This window comes from Marinobacter sp. (assembly GCF_033722735.1).
Classification (GTDB): domain Bacteria; phylum Pseudomonadota; class Gammaproteobacteria; order Pseudomonadales; family Oleiphilaceae; genus Marinobacter.
The window spans coordinates 48,531-70,412 of sequence record NZ_JAWVYN010000009.1; the positions used below are offsets into that span (position 1 = coordinate 48,531).

20 protein-coding genes and 3 pseudogenes are annotated in these 21,882 nt (G+C 60.7%); 3 read left to right on the plus strand and 20 right to left on the minus strand.

The features are described from left to right. Window positions 1-71 precede the first annotated feature (71 nt). The 13 genes and pseudogenes from R3175_RS08615 to R3175_RS18125 all read right to left on the minus strand — a co-directional run. The gene (locus tag R3175_RS08615) at window positions 72-1,277 is read right to left on the minus strand and encodes a DUF5610 domain-containing protein (protein ID WP_318943779.1); all 1,206 of its coding nucleotides are present in this window, start codon (window positions 1,275-1,277) and stop codon (window positions 72-74) included. A 142-nt stretch (window positions 1,278-1,419) separates the two neighbouring features. Next, window positions 1,420-1,704, minus strand: a complete 285-nt coding sequence (locus tag R3175_RS08620; protein ID WP_318943780.1) for a hypothetical protein — start codon at window positions 1,702-1,704, stop codon at window positions 1,420-1,422. A 65-nt stretch (window positions 1,705-1,769) separates the two neighbouring features. Then, window positions 1,770-2,291, minus strand: a complete 522-nt coding sequence (locus tag R3175_RS08625) for a shikimate kinase (RefSeq protein ID WP_318943781.1) — start codon at window positions 2,289-2,291, stop codon at window positions 1,770-1,772. Between the two features lie 560 nt (window positions 2,292-2,851). After that, complete coding sequence (locus R3175_RS08630; protein ID WP_318943783.1) at window positions 2,852-3,175, minus strand: hypothetical protein; 324 nt, start codon at window positions 3,173-3,175, stop codon at window positions 2,852-2,854. After that, the gene (locus R3175_RS08635; RefSeq protein WP_318943785.1) at window positions 3,168-4,232 is read right to left on the minus strand and encodes a chemotaxis response regulator protein-glutamate methylesterase; all 1,065 of its coding nucleotides are present in this window, start codon (window positions 4,230-4,232) and stop codon (window positions 3,168-3,170) included. Before R3175_RS08635 ends, R3175_RS08630 begins: the two co-directional genes overlap by 8 nt. 3 nt (window positions 4,233-4,235) lie before the next feature. Next, window positions 4,236-4,838, minus strand: a complete 603-nt coding sequence (gene cheD / locus R3175_RS08640; RefSeq protein WP_318943786.1) for a chemoreceptor glutamine deamidase CheD — start codon at window positions 4,836-4,838, stop codon at window positions 4,236-4,238. Next, entirely contained in the window at window positions 4,835-5,677 is an 843-nt protein-coding gene (locus R3175_RS08645; RefSeq protein WP_318943788.1) for a CheR family methyltransferase, read from the minus strand. The genes cheD and R3175_RS08645 overlap by 4 nt, the downstream gene beginning before the upstream one ends. A gap of 21 nt (window positions 5,678-5,698) precedes the next feature. Beyond that, window positions 5,699-7,285: pseudogene (locus tag R3175_RS18115) on the minus strand (methyl-accepting chemotaxis protein); the annotation flags it as partial. A gap of 216 nt (window positions 7,286-7,501) precedes the next feature. Then, window positions 7,502-8,884, minus strand: a pseudogene (locus R3175_RS18120) (PAS domain-containing protein); the annotation flags it as partial. After that, window positions 8,871-9,377 carry a chemotaxis protein CheW gene (locus tag R3175_RS08655; protein WP_413231749.1) on the minus strand — a complete coding sequence of 169 codons (507 nt, stop codon included), beginning with the start codon at window positions 9,375-9,377 and terminating at the stop codon, window positions 8,871-8,873. The pseudogene R3175_RS18120 and the gene R3175_RS08655, both read right to left, overlap by 14 nt. A gap of 17 nt (window positions 9,378-9,394) precedes the next feature. After that, on the minus strand, window positions 9,395-11,245 hold the full coding sequence (locus R3175_RS08660; protein ID WP_318943793.1) for a chemotaxis protein CheA: 1,851 nt from the start codon (window positions 11,243-11,245) through the stop codon (window positions 9,395-9,397). A 22-nt stretch (window positions 11,246-11,267) separates the two neighbouring features. Further along, window positions 11,268-11,633: a response regulator gene (locus R3175_RS08665; RefSeq protein ID WP_318943796.1), complete on the minus strand. Its 366-nt coding sequence runs from the start codon at window positions 11,631-11,633 to the stop codon at window positions 11,268-11,270. Between the two features lie 366 nt (window positions 11,634-11,999). Further along, a pseudogene (locus tag R3175_RS18125) lies at window positions 12,000-12,284 on the minus strand (methyl-accepting chemotaxis protein); the annotation flags it as partial. Window positions 12,285-13,329: 1,045 nt separating this feature from the next. Between R3175_RS18125 and R3175_RS08675 the strand changes: the two are divergent. Together R3175_RS08675 and R3175_RS08680 are read left to right on the plus strand one after the other, a co-directional pair. Then, window positions 13,330-14,259 (plus strand): glutathione S-transferase family protein, encoded by a 930-nt coding sequence (locus R3175_RS08675; RefSeq protein ID WP_318943800.1) that lies wholly within the window; start codon window positions 13,330-13,332, stop codon window positions 14,257-14,259. A 48-nt stretch (window positions 14,260-14,307) separates the two neighbouring features. Continuing rightward, window positions 14,308-14,571 carry a hypothetical protein gene (locus R3175_RS08680; RefSeq protein ID WP_318943801.1) on the plus strand — a complete coding sequence of 88 codons (264 nt, stop codon included), beginning with the start codon at window positions 14,308-14,310 and terminating at the stop codon, window positions 14,569-14,571. Between the two features lie 10 nt (window positions 14,572-14,581). Here the strand turns inward: R3175_RS08680 and R3175_RS08685 are convergent, their stop codons facing one another. The 3 genes from R3175_RS08685 to R3175_RS08695 all read right to left on the minus strand — a co-directional run bounded on the left by R3175_RS08685 (window position 14,582) and on the right by R3175_RS08695 (window position 18,068). Next, complete coding sequence (locus R3175_RS08685) at window positions 14,582-15,010, minus strand: PEP-CTERM sorting domain-containing protein (RefSeq protein ID WP_318943803.1); 429 nt, start codon at window positions 15,008-15,010, stop codon at window positions 14,582-14,584. Between the two features lie 219 nt (window positions 15,011-15,229). Then, window positions 15,230-16,372 carry an ABC transporter substrate-binding protein gene (locus tag R3175_RS08690; protein ID WP_318943805.1) on the minus strand — a complete coding sequence of 381 codons (1,143 nt, stop codon included), beginning with the start codon at window positions 16,370-16,372 and terminating at the stop codon, window positions 15,230-15,232. Further along, a complete protein-coding gene (locus tag R3175_RS08695; protein ID WP_318943807.1) occupies window positions 16,338-18,068 on the minus strand; it encodes a chloride channel protein in 1,731 nt (576 codons plus the stop codon). The genes R3175_RS08690 and R3175_RS08695 overlap by 35 nt, the downstream gene beginning before the upstream one ends. Before the next feature lie 307 nt (window positions 18,069-18,375). Here R3175_RS08695 and R3175_RS08700 point away from each other — a divergent pair, with 307 nt between their 5' ends. Then, window positions 18,376-19,224 (plus strand): hypothetical protein, encoded by an 849-nt coding sequence (locus R3175_RS08700; protein WP_318943809.1) that lies wholly within the window; start codon window positions 18,376-18,378, stop codon window positions 19,222-19,224. Window positions 19,225-19,255: 31 nt separating this feature from the next. Here R3175_RS08700 and R3175_RS08705 read toward each other — a convergent pair whose 3' ends face one another. From R3175_RS08705 to R3175_RS08720, 4 genes are all read right to left on the minus strand, one after another. Further along, entirely contained in the window at window positions 19,256-20,056 is an 801-nt protein-coding gene (locus R3175_RS08705; RefSeq protein WP_318943811.1) for a hypothetical protein, read from the minus strand. 85 nt (window positions 20,057-20,141) lie between these two features. Further along, window positions 20,142-20,459, minus strand: coding sequence for a ribbon-helix-helix domain-containing protein (locus R3175_RS08710; RefSeq protein WP_318943813.1), 318 nt, complete (start codon window positions 20,457-20,459; stop codon window positions 20,142-20,144). Between the two features lie 91 nt (window positions 20,460-20,550). Then, the gene (locus R3175_RS08715; RefSeq protein WP_318943815.1) at window positions 20,551-21,132 is read right to left on the minus strand and encodes a DJ-1/PfpI family protein; all 582 of its coding nucleotides are present in this window, start codon (window positions 21,130-21,132) and stop codon (window positions 20,551-20,553) included. Between the two features lie 117 nt (window positions 21,133-21,249). Then, on the minus strand, window positions 21,250-21,609 hold the full coding sequence (locus R3175_RS08720) for a hypothetical protein (RefSeq protein WP_318943817.1): 360 nt from the start codon (window positions 21,607-21,609) through the stop codon (window positions 21,250-21,252). Window positions 21,610-21,882: the final 273 nt, after the last annotated feature.

Below are 21,882 nucleotides of genomic sequence, written 5' to 3' on the forward strand. Positions count from 1 at the left end.
CTACCATGGTTGGTCGAACGGCGGGGCGGGAAATCGACAAACGTCGGGGGCCGGTCGATCAAAACCGACCATCAAGGCTCGGGCGGCCCGGAGGTCTCCGGTTGGAGCCGCTCCAGGACGCGGCGGAAAAAGTCGTCCATTTGGCTCAGCTCCTGATCCGCTGCCTGTTCGGATGCCGGCAGGGCGTTCCGGATATCCGACAGGATACGGGACATCAGACCGTCGAGGGCCGGCAGGTCCAGGCCATTGGCCTGGGCCTGCCGGCCAAGATCCTGGATCTCCCGGGCCAGCCCACCCAGGGGGCGAAGCTGACGGGCCGACGACTCAGGCTGCCCGGACACGGCTTCATAGGTGGCGGCCCGAACCGTGCGACTGGCGGTCAGGTTGAGGCTGAAGCTGGCCAGTTCGTCACCGGAGAGCCCCAGGGATTGCGCTGCCTCGAAGGCACCCCGAACATCCCCGTCAAAGAAGCGGCCGGCCACATTCTGCACCTCGCCAAACAGTGCGGTCAGCGCCTCCCGCTCACCGGCGTCGAGTTCACCCTCCACGGAGAAGCTGTATCGACCGGCAAACAGGGTGCCGGCGGTGGCCTCGGTCCGGGCCTGCTCCCCCTCACCACCGCTGGCCACACGAATGCCTCCATAGCGGCTTTCGTCCATGCGCAGCTGCACCACATCGCCGTCCCGGGTACGAACCTCAAAGGCCAGGGTATCCCGGGCCATGGCCTCCACCTGGCTCAGCGAGGTCGCCTCCACCGGCGTCGGCTGGCCCGGTGCCTGGCCCAGGAACCGCTCCTCCAGATCGCCCAGCCCGTCCTGTATGCGATTGAAGCTGTCATCGATGTCTGAGGACAGGGTATCGTTCATCATGCCCAAAGCCTCGATCTGTTCCCTGGCCTCCCGGAACCCCTGTTCCACCCCGGCCCGGGCCTGGGACAACAGCTCGGCCAGACGCCCCTGATCAGCACCGGACTGCGCCTCCTGCTGCAGCCGCCCCTGAATGAAGCCCAACACCCGGGCGGCGACATCCGCCGCGCTGGGCGGCTCAAACTGCGCAGACACCAAGCCACTCTCGTTGGCTTCCACGCTGCCAAGACTCTGCTGCAGGCGCTGGTCCAGACGGGTACGCAGAATGTTGATGGCGTCCTGAACAGTACGTACAGGCCGTTCGCCCCCGGCTGCCTGGTTCGTACCGGGTTGGGGAGACTGCCTGGTTCGGGAGTCAGGTAGGATGCGGCCAGCGGAATCAGATCCGGGGCCAGTAATCGGAGAAGCCATTGGTACTGCCCTCGCTATTCACACAATCAGGCACTAGAAGCACCTATTCCAGTATCCAATGGTTGCCAGCAGCGGGACAGAGGACTTTAGGAACGATTCGACATAGCAAAGCAACTTTTGAACACCCGGCCATCTAACCGCATTATTCCAGGTCGATCCGGCGAATGGCCTGGCGCAGGAACTGCACCCGGGCACTGAAGCGATGCTGCAACACCGGGTCGCTGGCAGCCGCCATCTGACTCTCCGCCGCCCGCAGCTCCTGCACCAGCCAACCGCGGATCATCACATAATGACGGCTGTCGGTGCCGTAGCGGGCAATGGTTTCCAGCGCATGTGGGGCTTCCGGGTGGGCCAGCGCCTGATCAATGGCCATTACCATCTCGCCAATGCGCTGGGATTGCGTGGGAGCGGTCTGGCAGCCAGTCACGAGGAGGGTTAGCCAGAGACAACCGACGAGGCGCCATGACCTCCTGCCAGGGATGCCCTGAAGCATTATTCAGCAAACCCTGCAGGCAGCGTGTCCAGCACCGCCTGACACACTTCATCCTGGTTACGGCCCTCGCCGGAGACCAGCACGTCGGCGTATTGGTGGTAGAGGCGACTGCGTTCGGCAAATAGCGACTCCAGGCTTTGATCCGGACGCTTGGAAATCCCCCGAAGACTGAAATCGCCCAGCCGTTCCTTGACCGTGTCCAGGGTAATGTCCAGGAACACCACCACGCCCAGCTCCCGGAGATGGGCCATGGCTCGTTCACTGTACACCGCGCTGCCACCGGTGGAAATGATCTGCCGGTCCCCACCCAATCGGCACAGCACCTGCTCTTCAATCCGTCGGAGGGCCAGATAGCCCTCCCGGTCGACAATCTCCTGCAGGGTTCGTCCCTGGTCAGACTGGATCAGCAGGTCGGTATCGATAAACCCGTAGGCCAGCGCCTTGGCCAGAAGCACGCCAACGGTACTCTTGCCACTGCTGGGCATGCCGATCAAGACAATGTTGCTCTTCTGCGCTGTCATGGAATGGTGTTACCTGTGCAGTAGGTGAAAACGGCGGTATTGATTTTGGCTCTCCCGCGTCCGATGCTGAACCCAAAGCGCACTGGAATGACTGGGCCCAAATGTCCGTGATGGGCGTAGCTGCGTCAATACGAACTATCCCAAGAGGTTAAACGACACCGCCGGCAAGCGCGAACGCACGGGAGTCATTGATGTCTCAACGTACCGGGGGTCAAATACTGAAAAATACCGTGTCCGAATGTAGCCATTTTTAGGAGAATCGAGAAAACGTTATGGCTTACAAATAGATAAGTCGCCGCATTTGGTTACACGCCTTCCCACGGAAAATTGCATAAACCAGTGAACTCTTCTCTAATGAACTTGAGTGCCACGGGCCTTGAGAGAGGTATTCGCCATGTCCCAGCCCCCGTCTCCGACCGATGCAGCCTCCTTGTCGAGGCAGACATTCCTGTTCCTGCGGGTGATCGAGGATCTGTTCGCCGACTTCGCTGCCGGCAAAGGATAGTGTTGCCTCTGAAACCGGTCTAAGGGGAGGCTGTAGAACGGGAACTTGGCCAGTGTTACTGACCGCCCTCAACACTCTGGCCGAGCAACGTCATCCCCCGGCTTCGAAGCGCTGTCTTTAGACGCCCAGCCGGCAATTGGCGGTACAGCCGCCAGAGCGACAAGGCTGCAACCACGGCACTGGCCGGATTCGGGGCATCCCGCCAGGTACACTGCAGGGCCTGTTTCACGTCCACCCACTCGGCAGAACAGCTCAGCCACACCCCCGATTGGGGCGGCTCAGCAAACATGGCGCCGATGTAATCCCCAAGGAGGTCATCGTTGGAGGAGGTGTTCCGGCCAGGCGTTAGCGGCCTGTCCGGTTTGCAATGATCAGACACGGTTACCCCGGCTCACGCGTTTGATGTGTTCCACTAACGCTGCGGGAATTGCGGGCAGCGGAAGGACTTCATCCACCGCCTCCAGTCTGACCGCTTCCCGGGGCATGCCATACACCACACAGCTGCGTTCGTCCTGGGCCAGGGTCCGGGCGCCCCGCTGGTGCATGGTGAGCAGTCCCTGGGCACCATCCTTGCCCATGCCGGTGAGCAGGACACCCGTGGCGGTAGCGCTACAAACCCTGGCCACCGAGTCAAACATGGCGTCGACGGCCGGACGGTGGCGGTTGACTGGTGGGGCATCGGACAGCTTACACACCAGGTCCGCCCCCGACCGATCGACCAACAGGTGCCGGTCCCCCGGTGCCAGGTAGGCGTGCCCGGGCAGGATGCGCTCGCCTCCCTGCGCTTCAAGTACACGAATTCGGCAGAGGCGATCGAGCCGCTCGGCGAAGGAGCGGGTAAACCCCGGCGGCATGTGCTGGGTCATCACGATACCCGGCATCCCCACCGGTAAGGCCGCCAGCACCGATTTGATGGCCTCGGTGCCGCCGGTGGAGGCTCCAATGGCCACCAGGTGCTCGGTACCCTGGACACTCAGGTGAGTAGTGAGCGGTTTACCTGGCACCGGTGGTTTGCGTGCGGAACGGCGGACGGCCTCTCCGGCAATAGCGGCCGCCCGTAACTTCTCGAGCAGTTCCTGACGATACTGTTCCAGGTTTCGTTTGATATCCAGCTTGGGTTTGGTCACGAAATCCACCGCCCCCAGCTCCAGCGCCTTCAGAGTGGCGTCGGCACCGCTCTCGGTAAGGGTGGACACCATGACCACCGGCGTTGGCCGGGCCTTCATCAGACGAGCCAGAAATGAGAGCCCATCCATCCGCGGCATCTCAATATCCAGGGTGATCACATCCGGCGCAAACTCATTCACCAGGTCCCGCGCGGCGTAGGCATCGTTGGCGGTGCCCACCAACTGAAACCCCGGCGCGGTTCGGATCATCTCTCCCAGCACCTGGCGGATCAACGCGGAGTCGTCCACCACTAGAACGGTTATCGCCATACGCTACTCCACAAAGAGGTCAATCTCACCACCAACGGCATCCTGGCTGGCCTGCTCCCGGAGGATGCGCTCCCGGATGAAGATGGTATCGTTCCTGATGTGACGAATCTTCTTCACCAGCACCTGGGCCGTATCCGGAAACTGGTAGACCTTGCGGGGATAATCCCCCAGCAGATCCGACGCAATAATGGGTATCTTCTCCGCCTGCAAATATCGCCGGACAAACTCGGCGTTGCGATCGCCGACCGGGTTGGCGCTGAAGCTCTCGATCACCCGCCCGCCGCCGAAGACCTTGGCCTGCAGCCGGTCGCGCCGGGCGCCCCGGGACAGCAGTTCGTTGATCAGCAACTCCATGGCAAAGCTGCCATAGCGGGCGGACTTGCAGTCATCGTCACTGGTGTTGTCCGGCAGCAGGAAATGGTTCATACCGCCCATCCGGGCCACCGGATCCTGCAGACAGGCCGCCACGCAGGAGCCCAGTACCGTCACAATCACCATGGGCTCGGCTGAGACATAGTACTCACCGGGCAGCAGCTTGGCCGCCTGACGTTCGAACCGCCGGTCGTAATAGACATTGGTGGCCCAGTGGCCCACGGAAAGGCTCATGCCGCCGACCCATCCGCCACCTGATAGGTCGTCTTGCCCACCAGCCGGATTCGCTTGGAGACGTGGGAAAAACTCTCCGAATGCCCGGCAATGTAGAGCCCACCGGGCGCCAGTAGCGGCACCATCCGGTCGAGCAACCGGGCCTGGGTGGGCTTATCAAAGTAAATCATGACGTTGCGGCAAAAGATCAGGTCGTAGGGAGGCTCCAGAGGCCACCCCGGTGCCAGCAGGTTCAACTGGCTGAACCGGACGAGTTGACGAACCTCGCGGCGAACCTTCACCCGGCCGGCGTTCTTGCCGGTGCCCTTGAGGAAAAACCGTTTGAGACGCTGGCTGCCGATCTCTTTGACCCGCTCTATTGGGTAGCTGGCCCCTGCAGCCTGTGCCAGCACCCGGCTGTCGATATCGGTAGCGTGAATGGAAACCGGTGGGTTATCCCCCAGCGCCTCCAGGGCGGCAATCGCCATCGAATAGGGCTCCTCGCCAGTACTCGCGGCAGCGCACCAGAGCTGGAAGCGGCGCCCCGGCGCGGCGTGCTGGCGGAGGTACTGGGCCAGGGTGTCAAAATGGTGGGCTTCCCGGAAGAAGGCGGTCAGGTTGGTAGTCAGGGCATTGATGAACTGTTCGAGCTCTTCATCGTGTTGCTGCAGGAAGTCCAGGTAGTCGGAAAATGACGCCAGCCCCAGAACTCGGAGCCGACGCGCAATGCGACTGTAGACAAGCTGTTGCTTGCTGTCGGCCATGCTGATCCCCGCACATTGGTAGAGTTTGCGGCGGATGGCTTCAAAATCCGTCCGGCGGTACTCAAATTCCCGCCGGGGCTCCTGGTGGGCGCTCATCGATCGGTTATGGCCTCGTCATCAGAACGATTCCCAATCGTCTTCATCGTCGTCCCTGGGCGGCTGGATTCTTTGCGCCTTTGCCGGCTTGGCCGTCTCAGGGGGCTGGGTCTTAACTGGCCGCAAGGTCGGCTTGCCCGATGGCGCCCTGGGCTCGCCCTCCCGCGGTGCTGTCGCCGCAGTCGCCTGCAGCGCCGAGTCATCCAGGCGGAACACGCTCACGTTGCGCTGCAACTGACCAGCCTGACCCAGGAGACTCTGGGCGGCCGCGGCAGCCTGCTCCACCAGGGCCGCAGTCTGCTGGGTCATTTCATCCATCTGCCCCACCGCGGTGTTAACCTCCTCGATGCCACTGGCCTGTTCGACGGAGGCCGCCGCAATCTCGGACATGATGTCGTTGACGCGCTTGATCGAGGTGACGATCTCGTCCATGGTTTCGCCAGACTTGTTCACCAGTGCGTTGCCGCCTTCGATCTTGGCCACGGAATCGGAGATCAACTGCTTGATGTCTTTGGCGGCATCGGCCGAACGCTGAGCCAGGGTCCGGACCTCGGAGGCCACCACCGCAAAGCCCCGGCCTTGCTCACCGGCACGGGCGGCTTCCACCGCAGCGTTGAGTGCCAGGATGTTGGTCTGGAAGGCAATGCCGTCGATGACTCCGATGATGTCACTGATCTTCTGGGCGGACTCGTTGATGGACTCCATGTTGGTCACCACCTGGCGAATCAGGTCGCCGCCGTCGGTGGCCACATTGGTCGCCTGCTCGGCCAGGACATTGGCCTGCTTGGCATTGTCGGTGTTGGTGCGAACAGTTGAGGTCAGTTCCTCAATGCTGGACGCGGTTTCCTCCAGGCTGGAGGCCTGCTGCTCAGTCCGGCTGGACAGGTCCGCGTTACCCTGGGAAATCTCACTGGAGGCAGTCTGGATGGTATCCGACGCCGCCCGGATCTCGCCGATCATCTGGGTCAGGTTCTCAGTGGTGCGGTTGCAGAAGTCCTTCATCTTGAGGAAGGTACCCTGATAGTCGGCGGTAACCCGCTCGGTCAGATCACCCTCAGCAATGGCTTCCAGCACCCGCGCGATGTCGCTGAGTGCATTGTCGGAGGTCTCCATGACCTGGTTGAGGCCATTGGTCAGCTCGAGGAAGAAGCCCTCCTTGCCCTCCTTGGGAATCCGCAGGCTGAAGTCCCCGGCGGAGGCGGCATCGACCAGGGTGGTAACGTCGTTGGCGGCTTTCAGCTCATCGGTGCGGTCCAACCACTCCACCACGGTACCCAGGCGCTCGTTGTTGGCCCCGAAGATCGGGTTGGCGATCAGCCCAAAGGTCTTCTCACCCAGGGTGATCTGGGCCCGATGGGTACCCTGCAGGCTGCTCAGCATGTTCATCTGGTGGGCGGGGTTCTTGTGGAAGCGGTCGATGCTGCCATTGAGCACCTTGTCCACATCAAACTGTGGCAGATCCCGGCGGATCTCGGCCTGGGAATTCCGCAGCATGCCCTCTACCGCTTTGTTCATGTAGACCACATTGCGGTCGGCATCGGCAATCATGATGTTGTTGCTGGAGTTGTCCACCGCCTGGCGGATCCGGGTGTTGTAGATGGCGGCGCTCTCGGCCTCGATCTCCTGGGTACGGTCCTTCCACTCCACCACGGTACCGAGACGATCGCCGTCCTCAGAGAAGATCGGGTTGGCAATCAACCCGAAGGTGGTATCCCCCAGTTTGATCTCGGTGTTGTAGGTGCCGGTCAGCTCGTTGAGCATCTTCATCTGGTGGGCCGGGTTCTTGTGGAAGCGGTCGATGCTGCCGTTGAGCACCTTATCCACGTCGAACTGCGGCAGGTCCCGACGGATCTCCGACTGGGAGTTGCGCAACATGTCGGTGACCGCCTCGTTCATGTAGACCACTTCCCGCTCGGTGTCGGCGATCATGATGTTGGTCTTGGCGCAGTTGATGGCCTGGCGGATTCGGGCATTCGCCACCGCCGCCTGCTCCGCCTCGATTTCCTTGGTGCGGTCCTTCCATTCCACCACGGTACCGAGGCGTTCTCCGTCCTCGGAGAAGATCGGGTTGGCAATCAATCCAAAGGTACTGTCGCCCAGTTTGATCTCGGTCTTGTGGGTGTCGTTGAGCTGGTCCAGCATCTTCATCTGGTGGGCCGGATTCTTGTGGAACCGGTCGATGCTGCCGTTGAGTACCCGATCCACGTCGAAGTCCGGCAGGTCGCGGCGGATCTCCGACTGGGACTCGCGCAGCATGTCCGTCACCGACTCGTTCATGTACACCACATTGCGATCGGTATCGGCGATCATGATGTTGGTTTCGGCACAATCGATGGCCTGACGGATGCGGGTGTTGAAGACCGCCAGATCCCGGGCCAGGTTCTCCGCGGTCAGATCCTTCCATTCCACCACGGTGCCCAGGCGTTTGCCGTCCTCGGCGAAGATGGGATTGGCAATCAGCCCAAAGGTGTTCTGGCCCAGGTTAATCTGGGTACGGTGGGTGTCGGTCAACTGATCCAGCATGTGCATCTGGTGGGCCGGATTCTTGTGGAAGCGGTCGATACTGCCATTGAGGACGGTCTGCACGGAGAACGACGGCAGGTCCTTGCGGATCTCCCCTTCCGCGTCCCGCAGCATCTGGGTGACCGAATCGTTCATGTACACCACATTACGGTCGGCGTCGGCAATCATGATGTTGGTGTCGGCACAGTCGATGGCCTGACGGATTCGGGTATTGAAGTCAGACTGCTCCTCGCTCTGCACCAGTCGGTCCCGCAAACCGAGCAGGAACGCCATGAGCGTGCCGGGCTCGGCACCGCTGGCTTCGATGCGATCGAGCTGGTCATTGGCCAGGGCCTCTGCGGTTCCCCGCAGTTCCACCGGTTCAGCGCCCAAGGTTGCGAAAACATTGCGAATCACCGTGGTGGCCAGGAACAGTCCAACTACCGCCACCAGGGCGTTCAGGCCCATCAGGGTTTGCGCCAGCTCCGTCGACGCCGCGCCGAACAGCGTCACCACACTGATAAGAAGAACCACGCCCAAGGGAACCAGCGCGGACAGGTAAAGTTGTTTCGACTGAGGCATGACATTTCCTCCTGGTGCCGCAACCGGGGCTGAAGAAGGCCGCCCCGGGTGCTCGGCCCGGTTTACTGTTGTTGTTTGAAATTGCATTGATTTGCTCGCACTGGAGACTTCATGAATCGACATCGGGAGACTCCTGGGCGCCGACCTCGACCAGCCCCAGTTCCTGGCTGGTGATCAACGCCTCGATGTTGACCAGGATCACCATGTGATCCTGCACCTTGGCCAGTCCCACCAGGAAACGGCTGTCGAAGGCGACACCAAACTCCGGCGGCGGCCGCCGCTCCTCCCGGGACAGGGAGATCACATCGGACACCCCATCCACCACGATGCCCACCATGCGGTCGTGGATCTGGATCACGATGACAATGGTGAACTCGTCGTAGGTGGCTTCGCCGACATTGAATTTCAAACGCAGATCGACAATGGGCACGATGTCACCACGCAGGTTGATCACGCCCTTGATGAAATCCGGGGCGTTGGCAATGCGGGTAACTGCCTCGTAGCCACGAATCTCCTTCACCGCCATGATGTCGAGGGCGTAATGCTCCTCCCCCAGGGAGAAGGTGAGGTACTCCCGCACATCGGTGCGGGCGACCTGGTTTTCTGCCGTCTCTATGGACGCTTGGTTGTCACTCATGCTGTCTCCTCGGCGGGTTCCTGAACGATGTCGGCGAGTGATTCCACATCCAGGATCAGTGCCACACTGCCATCCCCCATAATGGTGGCCCCGGCCGCCCCGGGAACCCGTCTGTAATGCTGTTCAAGACTCTTGATCACCACCTGCTGCTGGCCCACCAGCTCATCCACCACCAGTCCGTAGCGGCGCTTGCTGGTTTCAATCAGCACCACAATGGCTTCCGCCGGATCCCGGTGCCGGGGCTCGGTTTCCATCACCTGGTACAGCGGCAGCAATGGCCAGTATTCCTCGCGGACATGCAGCAGGTCCGAGCCGCCAAGCTGCTTCAAGTTGGCCCGCGACGGCTGCATGGATTCGATGATGCTGACCAGGGGAATGATGAAGGTCTGTCCGCCCACCGCCACGCCCATGCCATCGACGATGGCCAGGGTCAGCGGCAGCTGGATGGTGAAGGTTGACCCCACCGATGCGGTACTGGTGATTTCGATCCGCCCCCCCAGTTGCTGGATATTTCGGCGAACCACATCCATCCCCACGCCACGGCCGGATACATCCGTCACCTGCTCAGCAGTGGAGAAGCCCGGCTGAAAGATCAGGTCCCAGACTTCGGCGTCTGGCAGGTCATCCGCCACTGGCAGGCCATTTTGCCGGGCCTTGGCCAGTATCTTCTCCCTGTTCAGCCCGGCGCCGTCATCACTGATGGCAATGATGATGCTGCCGCCGCGCTGGGAGGCACTGATGGTGATGGCGCCCTTCTCCGGCTTTCCGGCCGCCAGGCGCTGTTCTGGGGATTCGATGCCGTGGTCGATGCTGTTGCGTACCAGGTGGGTCAGGGGATCGACCAGCTTCTCGATCAGGCCCTTGTCCAGTTCGGTCTGGCTACCTTCCAGTTGCAGCTCGACCTGTTTGTTCATTTTGCTGGCCAAGTCCCGGACCACCCGTGGAAAGCGATTGAACACGAATGACACCGGGATCATCCGAATCGACATCACCGACTCCTGGATCTCACGGGTGTTCCGTTCCAGCTCTCCCAACACGGTGGTCATCTTGAGGGTGTCAATGTTGTCCGGGTCCTCACCCAACACCTTCAGCATGGACTGGGTGATCACCAGCTCTCCCACCAGGTTGATCAACGAATCCACTTTGTCGATGCCCACCCGGATGGTGGAGGATTCGGAACTGGACGGCTTGGGCTTCGGCTTGGCTTTCTGCATCGATGCGGCGGGCGCAGGTGAAGCAGCGGGACGGTCCGGCTCCGCAGGCTCATCAAAGAAACCAAAGGCTTCGTTCTGGTCGGGGGAGTCACTGGTCGGCTCCGGCGAGGCGTGTTCGTCAAACAGCCCCCACGAGTTGTCCGCGGACGAATCGCCCTGGGTTGCTTCCGGTTCGAAGAAACCAAAGGCGTCGTCCTCGGCTACGCCACCTGATGCTTCGGCCCCCTTGCCCGCAATCACCGTGCCGTCGTTAAGAACCGCTTCCAGGCCCTGGGCCACAGACTCCACCTCAGCCCAATCCACCTCTTCTCCAGAGCGGTACTGATCCAGGATTCGCCGCAGACAATCGATGACCGACAGGAAGTGATCCACCAGTTGATTGCTGAGCTGGCGCTGGCCATTGCGCAGCTGATCCAGCAGGTTCTCCATCACATGGGTAATCTGGCCCAGGGCGGTGAATCCAAAAATACCGCTGCCCCCCTTGATCGAATGGGCGGCCCGGAACACGCTGTTGAGGTCTTCCGGGTCCGGTGCATCAAGGTCCATGGCCATCAACAGCTGTTCCATGGTATCGATGTGCTCCTGACTTTCCTCAAAGAACACCGTATGGAACTGGTTGAGGTCAATGCTCATTCCGGGGTCTCCCCAACGCTGGTTATGGCATGACCTTGGCAGCAACCTGCAGCAGGTTATCCGGATTGAACGGCTTGACCATCCAGCCAGTGGCCCCGGCGGACCGGCCTCTCGCCTTCATGTCATCGCTGGCTTCGGTGGTCAGCACCAGGATCGGCGTGCGTCCATAGGTCGGCATGGCGCGAAGGCTCTTGATCAGCGTGAGCCCGTCCATCCTCGGCATGTTCTGGTCCGTCAATACGCAGTCGTATTTCTGGCGCTGACACAGATTCAGAGCCTCCTGACCATCAACAGCGGTGGTCACCTGGTAACCCCCGGTCTTTAAGGTATGCTCTACCATCTGTCGGATGGACGCCGAATCATCGACGATTAGTACGTGTTTCCCCATGTTCCCCCCATGGCGTCATCGCCTTGTGTTGCGGAGTCAAACCACGACCCCCTAAAAAAGTTCAACTTCTCCCGATTCCATGGATTGTTGGCTGACAGGGCTGTTGCGGAACTGCCCCAGGGTGTCCCGGGTTGCCGCGATTGCCTGATGGATTTCGTCGTTGTTATTGAGTTCGGCGGAGGACAGGCGCACCGCCAGGTTTCGCAACAGCTCAAGCCGTTGCAGCAAGTAATCGGATGTCTGGGTGGAAATGTCTTCGAACTGCAGACCGCGGGTCGCCCGACCCGAGGCGTCGACCAGCTGCTCGGCGACGCGGTCAATCTGCTCGGTCAGTTCCCGGTCTCGCTCCGACAGGGCCTGCAACGACTGGATGGAGGCCTCAGCTTCGCGCTTGGATTCGGTCAGGGTATCCAGATCCTGAGCCGCTATGGCGCTGATGTGGGTACTGAGGTGCGCTACCGACCGGTTGATACCCTGAAGCTGGGTGCGGATTTCGCTGCTGAACTCCGCCGAGCGCTTGGACAGCGAGCGCACTTCGTCCGCCACAACGGCAAAGCCGCGACCGTGTTCGCCGGCCCTGGCAGCCTCGATGGCCGCGTTGAGCGCCAACAGATTGGTCTGGTCCGCCAGTTGATCAATCTCCTCCAGCGCCTTCATCACCGCGGGCATCTGCTGGTCCACCGAAGCCACCTTGTCTACCAGCCCCTTGAGGTCATCACTGATCTTGACGGTGTTGTTGATGAGAAAATCCAGTGTTCTGGACGTTTTGCTGGCAAAATTCTCGAAATTGACGCCGCTTTCCCCGCCGTCACTGCCGGAGAGAATTTTGGCAATGGCTTCCTTCTGTTCATTTAACAAGGTGTGAATGTCGTCGAAGGCCGTTCGAAGCAACTGAACCCCGTCCTGAAGCACGCCCTTCAGACTGCCAATCTGCTCGGCGTGAAGGTCAAGTTCGCTCGCCTCGAGGGCCCCCAGTTCCCGAAGCACAGAAAGGTCTGCCAGCTCGGCCTCGCTTTCAAGGGCGTCGTTCTCCTCCCGTGACGCCGCCTGATGCCGCTGCAACAACCAGACTACCGTGACACCCCAAAGTGCCGTAGTGGTCACCGCAACCCAGGCAGGAAGCAACCAGGAGACAAAAAGCCCCGGCAACACAGCTGCGGCAGATGCCCCAAGCCAGATCGCGCCACGGCGACTGTTAGGCATATCGTTATTCCCTCAACTAATTACGATTGATTTTCCGGCATTGTGACCCGCAAAGGTGTCATTTGACCGTTATAAATCGGTACTGTTCTGTGACTTTTTTATTTGAAATCATAAAATATTGAAAAAAGATTCAGAGCTTTGGCGTCGCCCCTAACGACGTATCCAGGCCCTTTTCCTTTTCATCCCTAGCTCAGGAATCCCGGCGCCGCCAGGGCCTGCGCCAAAGTTATCCCGCCAAACACACAAACCTTGACGCAGGTCACATTATTGGCGCGACGCAGTTAGCAGACTCCCGCTCCCATGACCGCGAAAAGAGAACCGTTACGCAAACCACCGCCAATGCTTCAGGCCAATACAGGCCGGGGAGTCCCCGACGTATCACCAACGGCGTGATCCATGGACCTTGCGAGTCCGTATGAGCCTCCCTGGCCAATGTTTATCCGCTCATTGACCTCTATCGTCCGTCATACCAAAACCATTCTGAGTAAGCGCCGTGTCCGACCTGATTCTGTATCACTACGCTCTTTCCCCTTTCTCCGAGAAAATCCGCACCATGCTGGGCTATGCCGGCCTGAGCTGGCAGTCTGTAACCGTCAAGGAAATGCCACCCCGACCGGAGCTTGAAGCGCTGGCTGGCGGGTACCGCAAGATTCCCGTCGCCCAGAATGGCGCCGACGTATTCTGCGACACCCGAACCATCGCCACCGAGATCGCACGCCTGGCGGGCAAGCCCGAGCTGGACTTGTCCCAACAGCCGAAGGAGGTTCAACAGTTTGTTGAGGAGGTGGATCTGGAGGTTTTCCTGGCCTGCGTGATCTTCGCCAGTGGCGGTGGGATGCTGGCCAAGCTGATCCGTAACACGTCGCTATGGGATGCCTTGCGCTTCCTCAAGGACCGAATCGACATGGGTCGCAAGGCCAAGGTGAAGGCCATAACGCCAGCATTGGCCAAGCAACGGGTGCAGGCACATCTGAAGCGGCTGGAATCGTTGCTGGTGCGGGACTTCCTGTTTGGGGATACCCCCTGTGTTGCGGATTTCTCGGCATACCCCAGCCTCTGGTTCGTCGCAGAGGTGGCAAACAAACCGGTCCTCACGCCGTTCCCGGCTGTGCAGGCCTGGATGAACAGGATGCGGTCGTTTGGTCATGGCAAGGTTACGGCGCTGCAAAGCGACGAGGCGCTCGAACTTGCCTACTGCTCGGAACCCCGTCCCCTGCCAGATGCGGACGCCATCCCCCGGCGAGTATCAGTTGCGCCAACCGACTACGGCCGTGATCCGGTCACGGGGTCCCTGTGCCACGCAGGCGAGAAGTGCCTGATCCTGGCTCACGATCACCGCCGGGTCGGGCGGGTACATCTGCACTTCCCCCGTAGCGGCTTTCAAGTCCAACCGACGCCGCCAACACAGAATAGCGGGGATTGAGCAGGCAGGACGGCGCAACTGGGCTAAACTGCAAGGGAGTCGCGCTCAATGGGAGGACTCGCCATGAGAATGATCTTTGCTCTGGGATTAACCCTGCTGCTGGCCGTGCCTGCCATGGCCAGCCAGTGCCCGACACTCGTCCGGCAGATCGACACTCAGCTTGAGACCGCACAACTGGATGCCAATACCAGGGAACAGGTAGTGATGCTGCGCAACCAGGGAGAAAGCCTTCATCAACAGGGCAAGCACGGGGAATCAGCAAAAACCCTGAACCAGGCCCTGGAAATGATAAAGCAGGCTGGTGCGGATTAGTGGGTACCGTTCACTGCGCCAGGCTGGTCACCCGGCCTGGCGACCCAGGCGGCCTGCGATAACGGACGATGCCCAACAACATCAGCCCGCTCCCAATCAATACCAGCGTCCCTGGCTCGGGAATCCGGACGATTCGGCCCAGCAAAGGCCTGTTGCGATGAGACACCGTTTTGTTAAACCGGTAGATCAGTGTTGACCCCGTGGAGAAGGCCACCTCCGTCGCGACGCCTTCAGGGTGCCATTCGGCCAGATCTTCAACGGCGCGGTGACTGTAAACAGACGTGACGGAATTTACCTGGATGGCCATATTGATCAAACGATCTTCGGCGGGAGAAAACGGTGCAGGTGCCCATGCGGCTCCACTGGAAACCGGAATCGCCTGCACGGCCGCTGCCAGGAAGAGCATGCCCCCCACCATTAGCCTGCTGATTCCCATCATAGACACAGACTCTCTGCACCGCTTTTAGTATGGTTGCCCACGTGTCCCCTTGCCCGTGGCCGGCGAAACGACCTGGTCGCGAGCCGGAGCCATCGTGGGCATGCCCAGGTTACTGCAATAACCAAACCAGGCCGAGAATCAAAAAAGTATCAACGCATTAAACCGACTGTAGATGCGCGAACAAACGAGGTGTAAAGATATTTGACAAGATCATTCGCCCTACTCCGGGAAATTTTCCCGCAACCAGTCGCGGAACAGCCGCTCTCTCAACGAGGTGGTGCGGGCGTACCAGTCATGATCACGTTGGATGGCACTGGCCATGTGCTCGTCGGTGGTAGGCAGGTGTGGGCGCATGGGAATGCGGGATAAAAGGTGTAAACCGACATGACGCTGTGCCGACTCCCGTGTCGGTCCGTAGCTGATTCGATTGGCCAGGGCCGCCATGGCTTCGGTGCGGGTGGCGAACGCAATAAACTGTTCGGCGAGCAATTTCTGATCCGTTCCCTTTAGAATCGCCCAGCCGTTGTAGTCCAGCAGTTGCCCGTCCCAGATAATGGAGATCGGCGCCTTGCCCTCCGTCTGCGCGTGGAAGAAACGCCCGTTGAAGCCGGAGGCCATGACCACCCGGCCTTCGGCCAGCCACTTCGCGGGCTGGTCCCCGGACTCCCACCAGATGATCTGGTCACCGATCTGATCGAGCCGCCGGAAGGCCAGATCAAAGCCACGCTGGGTGCTCAACAGGTTGTATAGCTGCTGACGGGGTACCCGATGGGACAGTAACGCCCATTCCAGCAGGCCCACAGGCACCTTGCGCAATGCCCGCTTGCCCGGAAACCGCTCGGTATCAAAGAAGTCAGCGACACTGCGGGGCTTGACGCCCGCAAATGCCCGGTCGTCATAGGCCAGCACCGTAGAGAACACCAGGTGGGTAATGGCGCAGGGCAGAATCGCCCCCTCGAAAAAATCCTCCCTCGCGGGGGTACCATCCGGTGCCGGCGCCAGAATGCCGGGATTGAACGGTTCCAGCAAGCCAACCTCACAGGCTGCCATGGCGTCCGCCTGCACCATGTCCACCACATCCCAACTGACCGCACCGCCGTTCAGGTGCTGCCGTAACGGGGCAAGGCCGCCATTATAGCGGACCGTTTCAATGGCAATACCAGTAGCTTGGGTGAAGGGGTCAAAATAGGCTCCACGCTGGCTGGCTTCATAGGCGCCTCCCCAGGTGAGCACGGTCAGTACCGGCCCGGCTTCGGTCGCCCCGGCCTGCATCCCCGTGACCAGGACCAGCACCAGGAGCCCTGCCTGAAGCAGGGGAACCCGACCTTCAGGCGGCTTCGTTTTCTTCCTGCCGTAAATCATGAATGATCTCCAGGTAGGCCCGTATCACCGCTTCCTCCGGCACCACACCAAGCAACCGGCCATCGGTTGCTACCATGGGCACCGCTTCGCCCAGAAATCCCTGTAACAATTCCATCGACTGCCAGACGGTGGTGTCTTCATGGAACAGTACCTCCGGGGAGCTGGCCAGGGTCCGAATGGCCTGGTCCACAGGCACGCTATCCAGGTCCTGCAAATGCAAGGTGCCCAAATAGAGTCCCCGGGCATCCAACAACATGGCCTCCGACCTCCGGTCCTTCACCAGCCTGTCCCTCACTGCCGCCACCTCCTCGCCTTCGGTGGCCGTGGTAAATCGCTCGCTGATGAAGTCCCGTACCGGATGGGTCCCCAGGATGGCCTTGTCCCGCCCCAGCGAAAGATCGAAGCCCCGCTCCCGCAACTGAATGTCGAAGATGGATCGCCCCATGACCCGATACGACACCAGGTTGGAGAACACCACCGCCACCATGGCCGCAATGGTCAGGTCGTAGCTGCGGGTGAGCTCAAACACAATCAGGATGGTGGTCAACGGCGCTCCGATAACCGCACTGGCCATGGCCATCATGCCGCATACCGCGTAAACCACCTGCCCCGAGAGTGGCACTGGCAGCACCAGCGGCAGGATAACCCCGTAGAGGGCTCCGAAGAGTATGCCGATCAGCAGGGCCGGGCTGAACACACCGCCAACAAAACCGAATCCGATGCACAAGGCGGTCAACGCCAACTTGGCCACCACGATCAGCGCGAGTTCATGAACCGCGAAGGCCGACTCGATGGTGGCAAAGCGCAGTGTTTCCTGACCGATGCCCAGTACCTCTGGAAGCCACAGCGCCACCAGGCCAAGCACCAGGCCGGCCGCCGCAGGCCGCCCCCAGTCTGGCAGCGGAAGGCACTGCGCCAGCCGGCCGCTGCTTTGCAGCAGCAGGATGAAAGCAACCGCCAGGCCGGCACACAGAACCCCCTCCACGGCAAAGAGCACAAACTCATAGCTGTGCTCTACGCCCAGGAAGTTCACTCGGAACAGGGGCGGCCGGTCAAAGAGCACGTTATCGACCACATAGCCAATCGCCGCGGCCACCGTCACCGGTGCAAAGGCCCTCAGGGAGTAATGCCGAAGAATCACCTCATGGGCAAACACCAGTCCGGCGATGGGAGCGTTGAAAGCGGTGGAGATGGCGGCCGCCACGCCACAGGCAATGGCGATGGCCTGCAGGTTCTTCAGGCGTAATCTCAGGCGGCCGGCGAGCCCTCCGAGGTGGGCTCCAAGAAAGGCCAACGGGCCATACTGGCCCACCGAGGCGCCACTACCCAGTGACAGCAAGGCCGCCAATGAGGAAACGAGCCCACTGCGCAGCCGGGGAGGTGGTCTACGGGTCTGTACCGCCAAAATCGCATCGGCGGGGGTCAGTCCACGGCGCTCATCCACACCCCAGCGTACGATGATCCCCACCAGCAGACCACCCAGGGTAGGCACCAGGACCGTCGCCGCCATGAGCCAAAGCGGCCGGTGATCCATCTGGATGCGGGCGTAGGGCGAGATCAGCAGACGATCGTTCAGAAAATGCAGCGCTTCAACAAAAGCTATGGCTGCCAGCGACGCCACGGTACCCACCACCACGGCAACCGCCGACACCACCAGAATCCTATAGGCCGCTTGCTGCACGTCCAGCCTTGCCATGAGATTCCCACCCTGCGTGACCTTGTCCCAGCTGCCACGGAATATGAGCCCGCGTCCCTGCTCTCAGCATAGCCCACAGGACGCAGGCAGCTGATAACCCATGACACTGTCTTGTGTTTTTTGTTATCGACGCAGGACAGGACGCCTGTGCCCTGCCTATAATCTGTAACCGCGCGCCCACGGATTCACCAATCGCGGGCAGGAAAGGAGTTCGCCCCCCAGCGGGCGAGAAGGAAAATGGGAGAGACGGTTAATGGGATACGACCAACAATCATCCGGAGTATGGACAAAATTCGGTTGCCTGCTGATGTTGGCAGGAAGCCTTGGATTGGCGGCCTGTGGCGGTGGCGGCGGCGGAAGTTCCGATGAGGGTGAGGCCACCTTTAAAACGAGCGCGGCCACCCTCACCACCGCCGCCGAAGCGGAAACTGCCGCCGAGGCAACCCGCCAGGCATCAAGCCAGGCGATCTATGCCAATACCGCCCTGGCCCTGCCACTAGCTGCGGATGTGGATAGCGACTCCCTCGCCATCCTGGTCACCGATCACGCCGCGGACCTGGCCTTGGCCAGCGCCACCGCTACGGGGTTCACTACTGAGACCGTTGAAGGCACCTGCGGCGGATCGGCCACGGGCAAAGCCACCAGTGAAACAGACTTCGTGGTTACCTACGACGACTTCTGCGAGCCCCTGGACAACGGCTCGGAGATGCTCATCAACGGCATCGTCGACCTGGAGCTGACCGTCGAGAATGAGACCGTGACCGCCTACGCCGCGGATTTCGACCTTAATATCCAGACCGACGGCGAGACCTACATCGAGAAGGGCTCACTGTCCTGCTCCGGCGACAACCTGGACAACTGCAGCTACACCTCGGAATTCACCGGAACCAACGGCAAGCTCTACCGGGTGACCAACGTTTCGGTTTCCGGCGACGAGTACTCCGGCTACCAGTTGAGTGCCCGGGTGTACGATCAGGAACTGGGGTATGTCGACTTCAACGGCAGCGGTCTGATGCTGTGCTCTGGCGGTGGCTTCTCCGCTGGCACCATTGATGTCAGCGACGCGTCGGGAACCGTCGCCACACTGACCTTTGGCGGCTGTGCCGAGTACACCGTGACCTTCAAGGGCAGCGCAACGGTACTGCCCCAGAACTGACCCCTGGCACGCCGGGGCCTTGGCCCCGGCGTCAGAACGTCATCCCGACACGAATACCCTGGCGAACACTCGTACTGGCCGGCTCCCGGATCCGTACGAGGAAACGCCCCAGCCGGGCCCGCTCCTCATCGCCTGCGCCAAAGTCCCACGCCTCCCGAAAGACAGACACCGTCACTTCCGGCCAGGGTGGCGGCGACCAGTGAATCCGCACTCGATAGCCTTCACCATCCCCCACCGACAATTCCGGCTCCCCTCCCGGCAGGGCCTGCGCAACCACCGTCACCGCCGCAGAATGGGTGCGGAACACCGCCAGATCCAGACACAGGTTTGAGGACCAGGCCCGGGCCGGCGCGCAGGTCCGAAGGCCAGCCCCCGTCTCCCACCAACGGTAGAATTCGTCCAATCCCAGGGACAATCCCGACGCCTGAATGGATCGGTCCCAACGCTGGTATCGGGCCATAAGGTAGGGTGACCAGGTCAGCGTTCCGCCCTCGACGCGCATACCAGCGCGGCCGTCGTAATGGACCAGGCGCTGGTGCGTGGTGGTCGCAAGCGGCACGCCAGCCTGGGTCTGGCCATCGTATTCCACCTTGCCCCGGTTATACCCGGCCTCCAGCCCCAGCCAGAACCGATGTCCGACCCCCTGCTGCCAGGCCAGGTAAACTCCGGGCAGGTCGCCCTGCTCCTGATTCAGGGTTTGTCCCGAGGGGCTTTCTTCCTGGAAATCGAAGTACAGCCAATTGGCGCCCAGCTCCAGCGAATCGGCAAATACCGCTGAGGGCCCGAGAGCCAGCAACCACAGCAAGCGGCAGGCACGAGTCAATAAAGCCATTATTTTCAGTCCGTTGGCACTATAGGCCCGTGTACGGTACCACGTCTGTTTGCCCGTGGCTCGCCGAATGTCGGTTCCCTGACTTTTATGCCCGTTGTGCCACAGGCTTGTCTGCCACGGTCATCAACGGCACGGCTCGCGCATCCCGTTGCGCCAGGTAACGGGTGCAACTCACCCGCAGGAAAGAGGCGAAGTTGTCCACCTCTCCACGCAGTTGGGTCACTTCGTCGTACAGTTTGCTGATCAACTGGCTGGTGGTCATGCAGTCCACCTCGGCAATTTCCTGAAGGATGTCCCAAAACTGGTTTTCCAGGCGCAGGGTGGTGACCACGCCCCGTATTCGCAGTGAACGCGAACGGGATTCGTACAGGATGGGGTCAGCCTTGACGTAGAGTTCGCACATGGTCCGTTCTCCCGAAACTGGCTCCGCCGGAACAGGCGGACCGGGGGGGTTAGCGTCCCGTCTGGTTGATCGAATCACCAGACAGGACCGGTCATACACTGATCTGAGCACCCAGCAGTTTAGCAAACGCCGCCAGCCAGGCCGGATGGGCGGGCCAGGCGGGTGCCGTGACCAGGTTCCCCTGAACATGAGCCTGGTCTATCGGGATCTCCATGTAGGTACCGCCTGCCATGCGCACATCCGGGCCACAGGCGGGGTAGGCACTGCACTCCCGACCATCCAGCACACCGGCGGCTGCCAGTAACTGGGCACCGTGACAGACCGCGGCAATGGGTTTGTCGGCCTGATTGAAGGCCTGGACAATCTCGATCACCCGCTGGTTCAGGCGCAAATACTCCGGCGCACGCCCCCCGGGAATGACCAGCCCGGCATAATCCGACACGGCTATGGCGTCGAAGTCGTGAGTCAGGGTGAAGTTGTGTCCCGGCTTTTCCGTGTAGGTCTGGTCACCCTCAAAATCATGGATGGCGGTCTTCACGGTATCGCCGGCTTTCTTGTCCGGGCAGACCGCATGCACCTCGTAGCCAAGCAGGGTCAGCGCCTGGAATGGCACCATGGTTTCATAGTCTTCGGCAAAGTCGCCGGCCAGTAAAAGCAGCTTCTTGGTTGTCATCGCGCCACCTCCTTTCGGACGCTGTTGGTGTCGACACCTATCATGCGCCTCAAACGGGGGTGGGTGGTAACAACCGGCTACTACAGTGGCGGATTTTACCCAGGCTTGGCAGTTAGCTCATGAATAGTACAGCGTGGTGTCGCACTCGCCACAAAAGTGGCCGTGATGGCCGGTCTGGATGTCCAGTTTGCGGGCCTGAATGCGGTCACTGCCGCATTCATAGCAGGCCACCTGACCACCCTGTATCGCTTGTGGGTAGGTGGCCTGGTACCAGTTCAGGGTCATCGACTGCAATTTCCAGAGTCTTGGCAGGCGGGTCACCATCACCGAGGCCGGAACCAGAATCAGCATGGCCCCCAGGGTCATGGCAAAGGAACCGGCCCCTGCACTCATGGATCGAACCAGGATCAGTGCGCCAAACAGCATGAATGCCAGACAGGCAGCGGTAATGGACAGTTTCAGGGTTGCGGGTTTCATGGCAGTGAATGTACAAGCTGGTGAAATTTTGAGCTGGCAAGGTTACTCAAGAGCACCCTCAATGTCCATTCGCCGAACCGACTAGGGGGAGGCTGAAAATTGACCATTGCCCGACCTGCGACTAATAAGTAGACGTCGACCATGGCATCAGTGACAGGAGGAACAAATGGCCGCGTCCCGCAAGCAGCTTAAAAAAGAAATCAAGACCAGAAAGGCGAAGATCGCCAAGCAGGAGGGCAAGCTGAAAAAATTGGAGAAGAAACTCAAGAAAGC

What these genes read in the sequence shown, in the direction of transcription:
- R3175_RS08615 (WP_318943779.1), bottom strand. Translation starts at nt 1,277, where the DNA reads ATGGCTTCTCCGATTACTGGCCCCGGATCTGATTCCGCTGGCCGCATC.
- R3175_RS08625 (WP_318943781.1), bottom strand. Translation starts at nt 2,291, where the DNA reads ATGACAGCGCAGAAGAGCAACATTGTCTTGATCGGCATGCCCAGCAGT.
- R3175_RS08635 (WP_318943785.1), bottom strand. Translation starts at nt 4,232, where the DNA reads ATGGCGATAACCGTTCTAGTGGTGGACGACTCCGCGTTGATCCGCCAG.
- cheD (WP_318943786.1), bottom strand. Translation starts at nt 4,838, where the DNA reads ATGAGCCTTTCCGTGGGCCACTGGGCCACCAATGTCTATTACGACCGG.
- R3175_RS08645 (WP_318943788.1), bottom strand. Translation starts at nt 5,677, where the DNA reads ATGAGCGCCCACCAGGAGCCCCGGCGGGAATTTGAGTACCGCCGGACG.
- R3175_RS08660 (WP_318943793.1), bottom strand. Translation starts at nt 11,245, where the DNA reads ATGAGCATTGACCTCAACCAGTTCCATACGGTGTTCTTTGAGGAAAGT.
- R3175_RS08665 (WP_318943796.1), bottom strand. Translation starts at nt 11,633, where the DNA reads ATGGGGAAACACGTACTAATCGTCGATGATTCGGCGTCCATCCGACAG.
- R3175_RS08680 (WP_318943801.1), top strand. Translation starts at nt 14,308, where the DNA reads ATGGGAGGACTCGCCATGAGAATGATCTTTGCTCTGGGATTAACCCTG.
- R3175_RS08685 (WP_318943803.1), bottom strand. Translation starts at nt 15,010, where the DNA reads ATGATGGGAATCAGCAGGCTAATGGTGGGGGGCATGCTCTTCCTGGCA.
- R3175_RS08690 (WP_318943805.1), bottom strand. Translation starts at nt 16,372, where the DNA reads ATGATTTACGGCAGGAAGAAAACGAAGCCGCCTGAAGGTCGGGTTCCC.
- R3175_RS08695 (WP_318943807.1), bottom strand. Translation starts at nt 18,068, where the DNA reads ATGGCAAGGCTGGACGTGCAGCAAGCGGCCTATAGGATTCTGGTGGTG.
- R3175_RS08700 (WP_318943809.1), top strand. Translation starts at nt 18,376, where the DNA reads ATGTTGGCAGGAAGCCTTGGATTGGCGGCCTGTGGCGGTGGCGGCGGC.
- R3175_RS08705 (WP_318943811.1), bottom strand. Translation starts at nt 20,056, where the DNA reads ATGGCTTTATTGACTCGTGCCTGCCGCTTGCTGTGGTTGCTGGCTCTC.
- R3175_RS08710 (WP_318943813.1), bottom strand. Translation starts at nt 20,459, where the DNA reads ATGTGCGAACTCTACGTCAAGGCTGACCCCATCCTGTACGAATCCCGT.
- R3175_RS08715 (WP_318943815.1), bottom strand. Translation starts at nt 21,132, where the DNA reads ATGACAACCAAGAAGCTGCTTTTACTGGCCGGCGACTTTGCCGAAGAC.
- R3175_RS08720 (WP_318943817.1), bottom strand. Translation starts at nt 21,609, where the DNA reads ATGAAACCCGCAACCCTGAAACTGTCCATTACCGCTGCCTGTCTGGCA.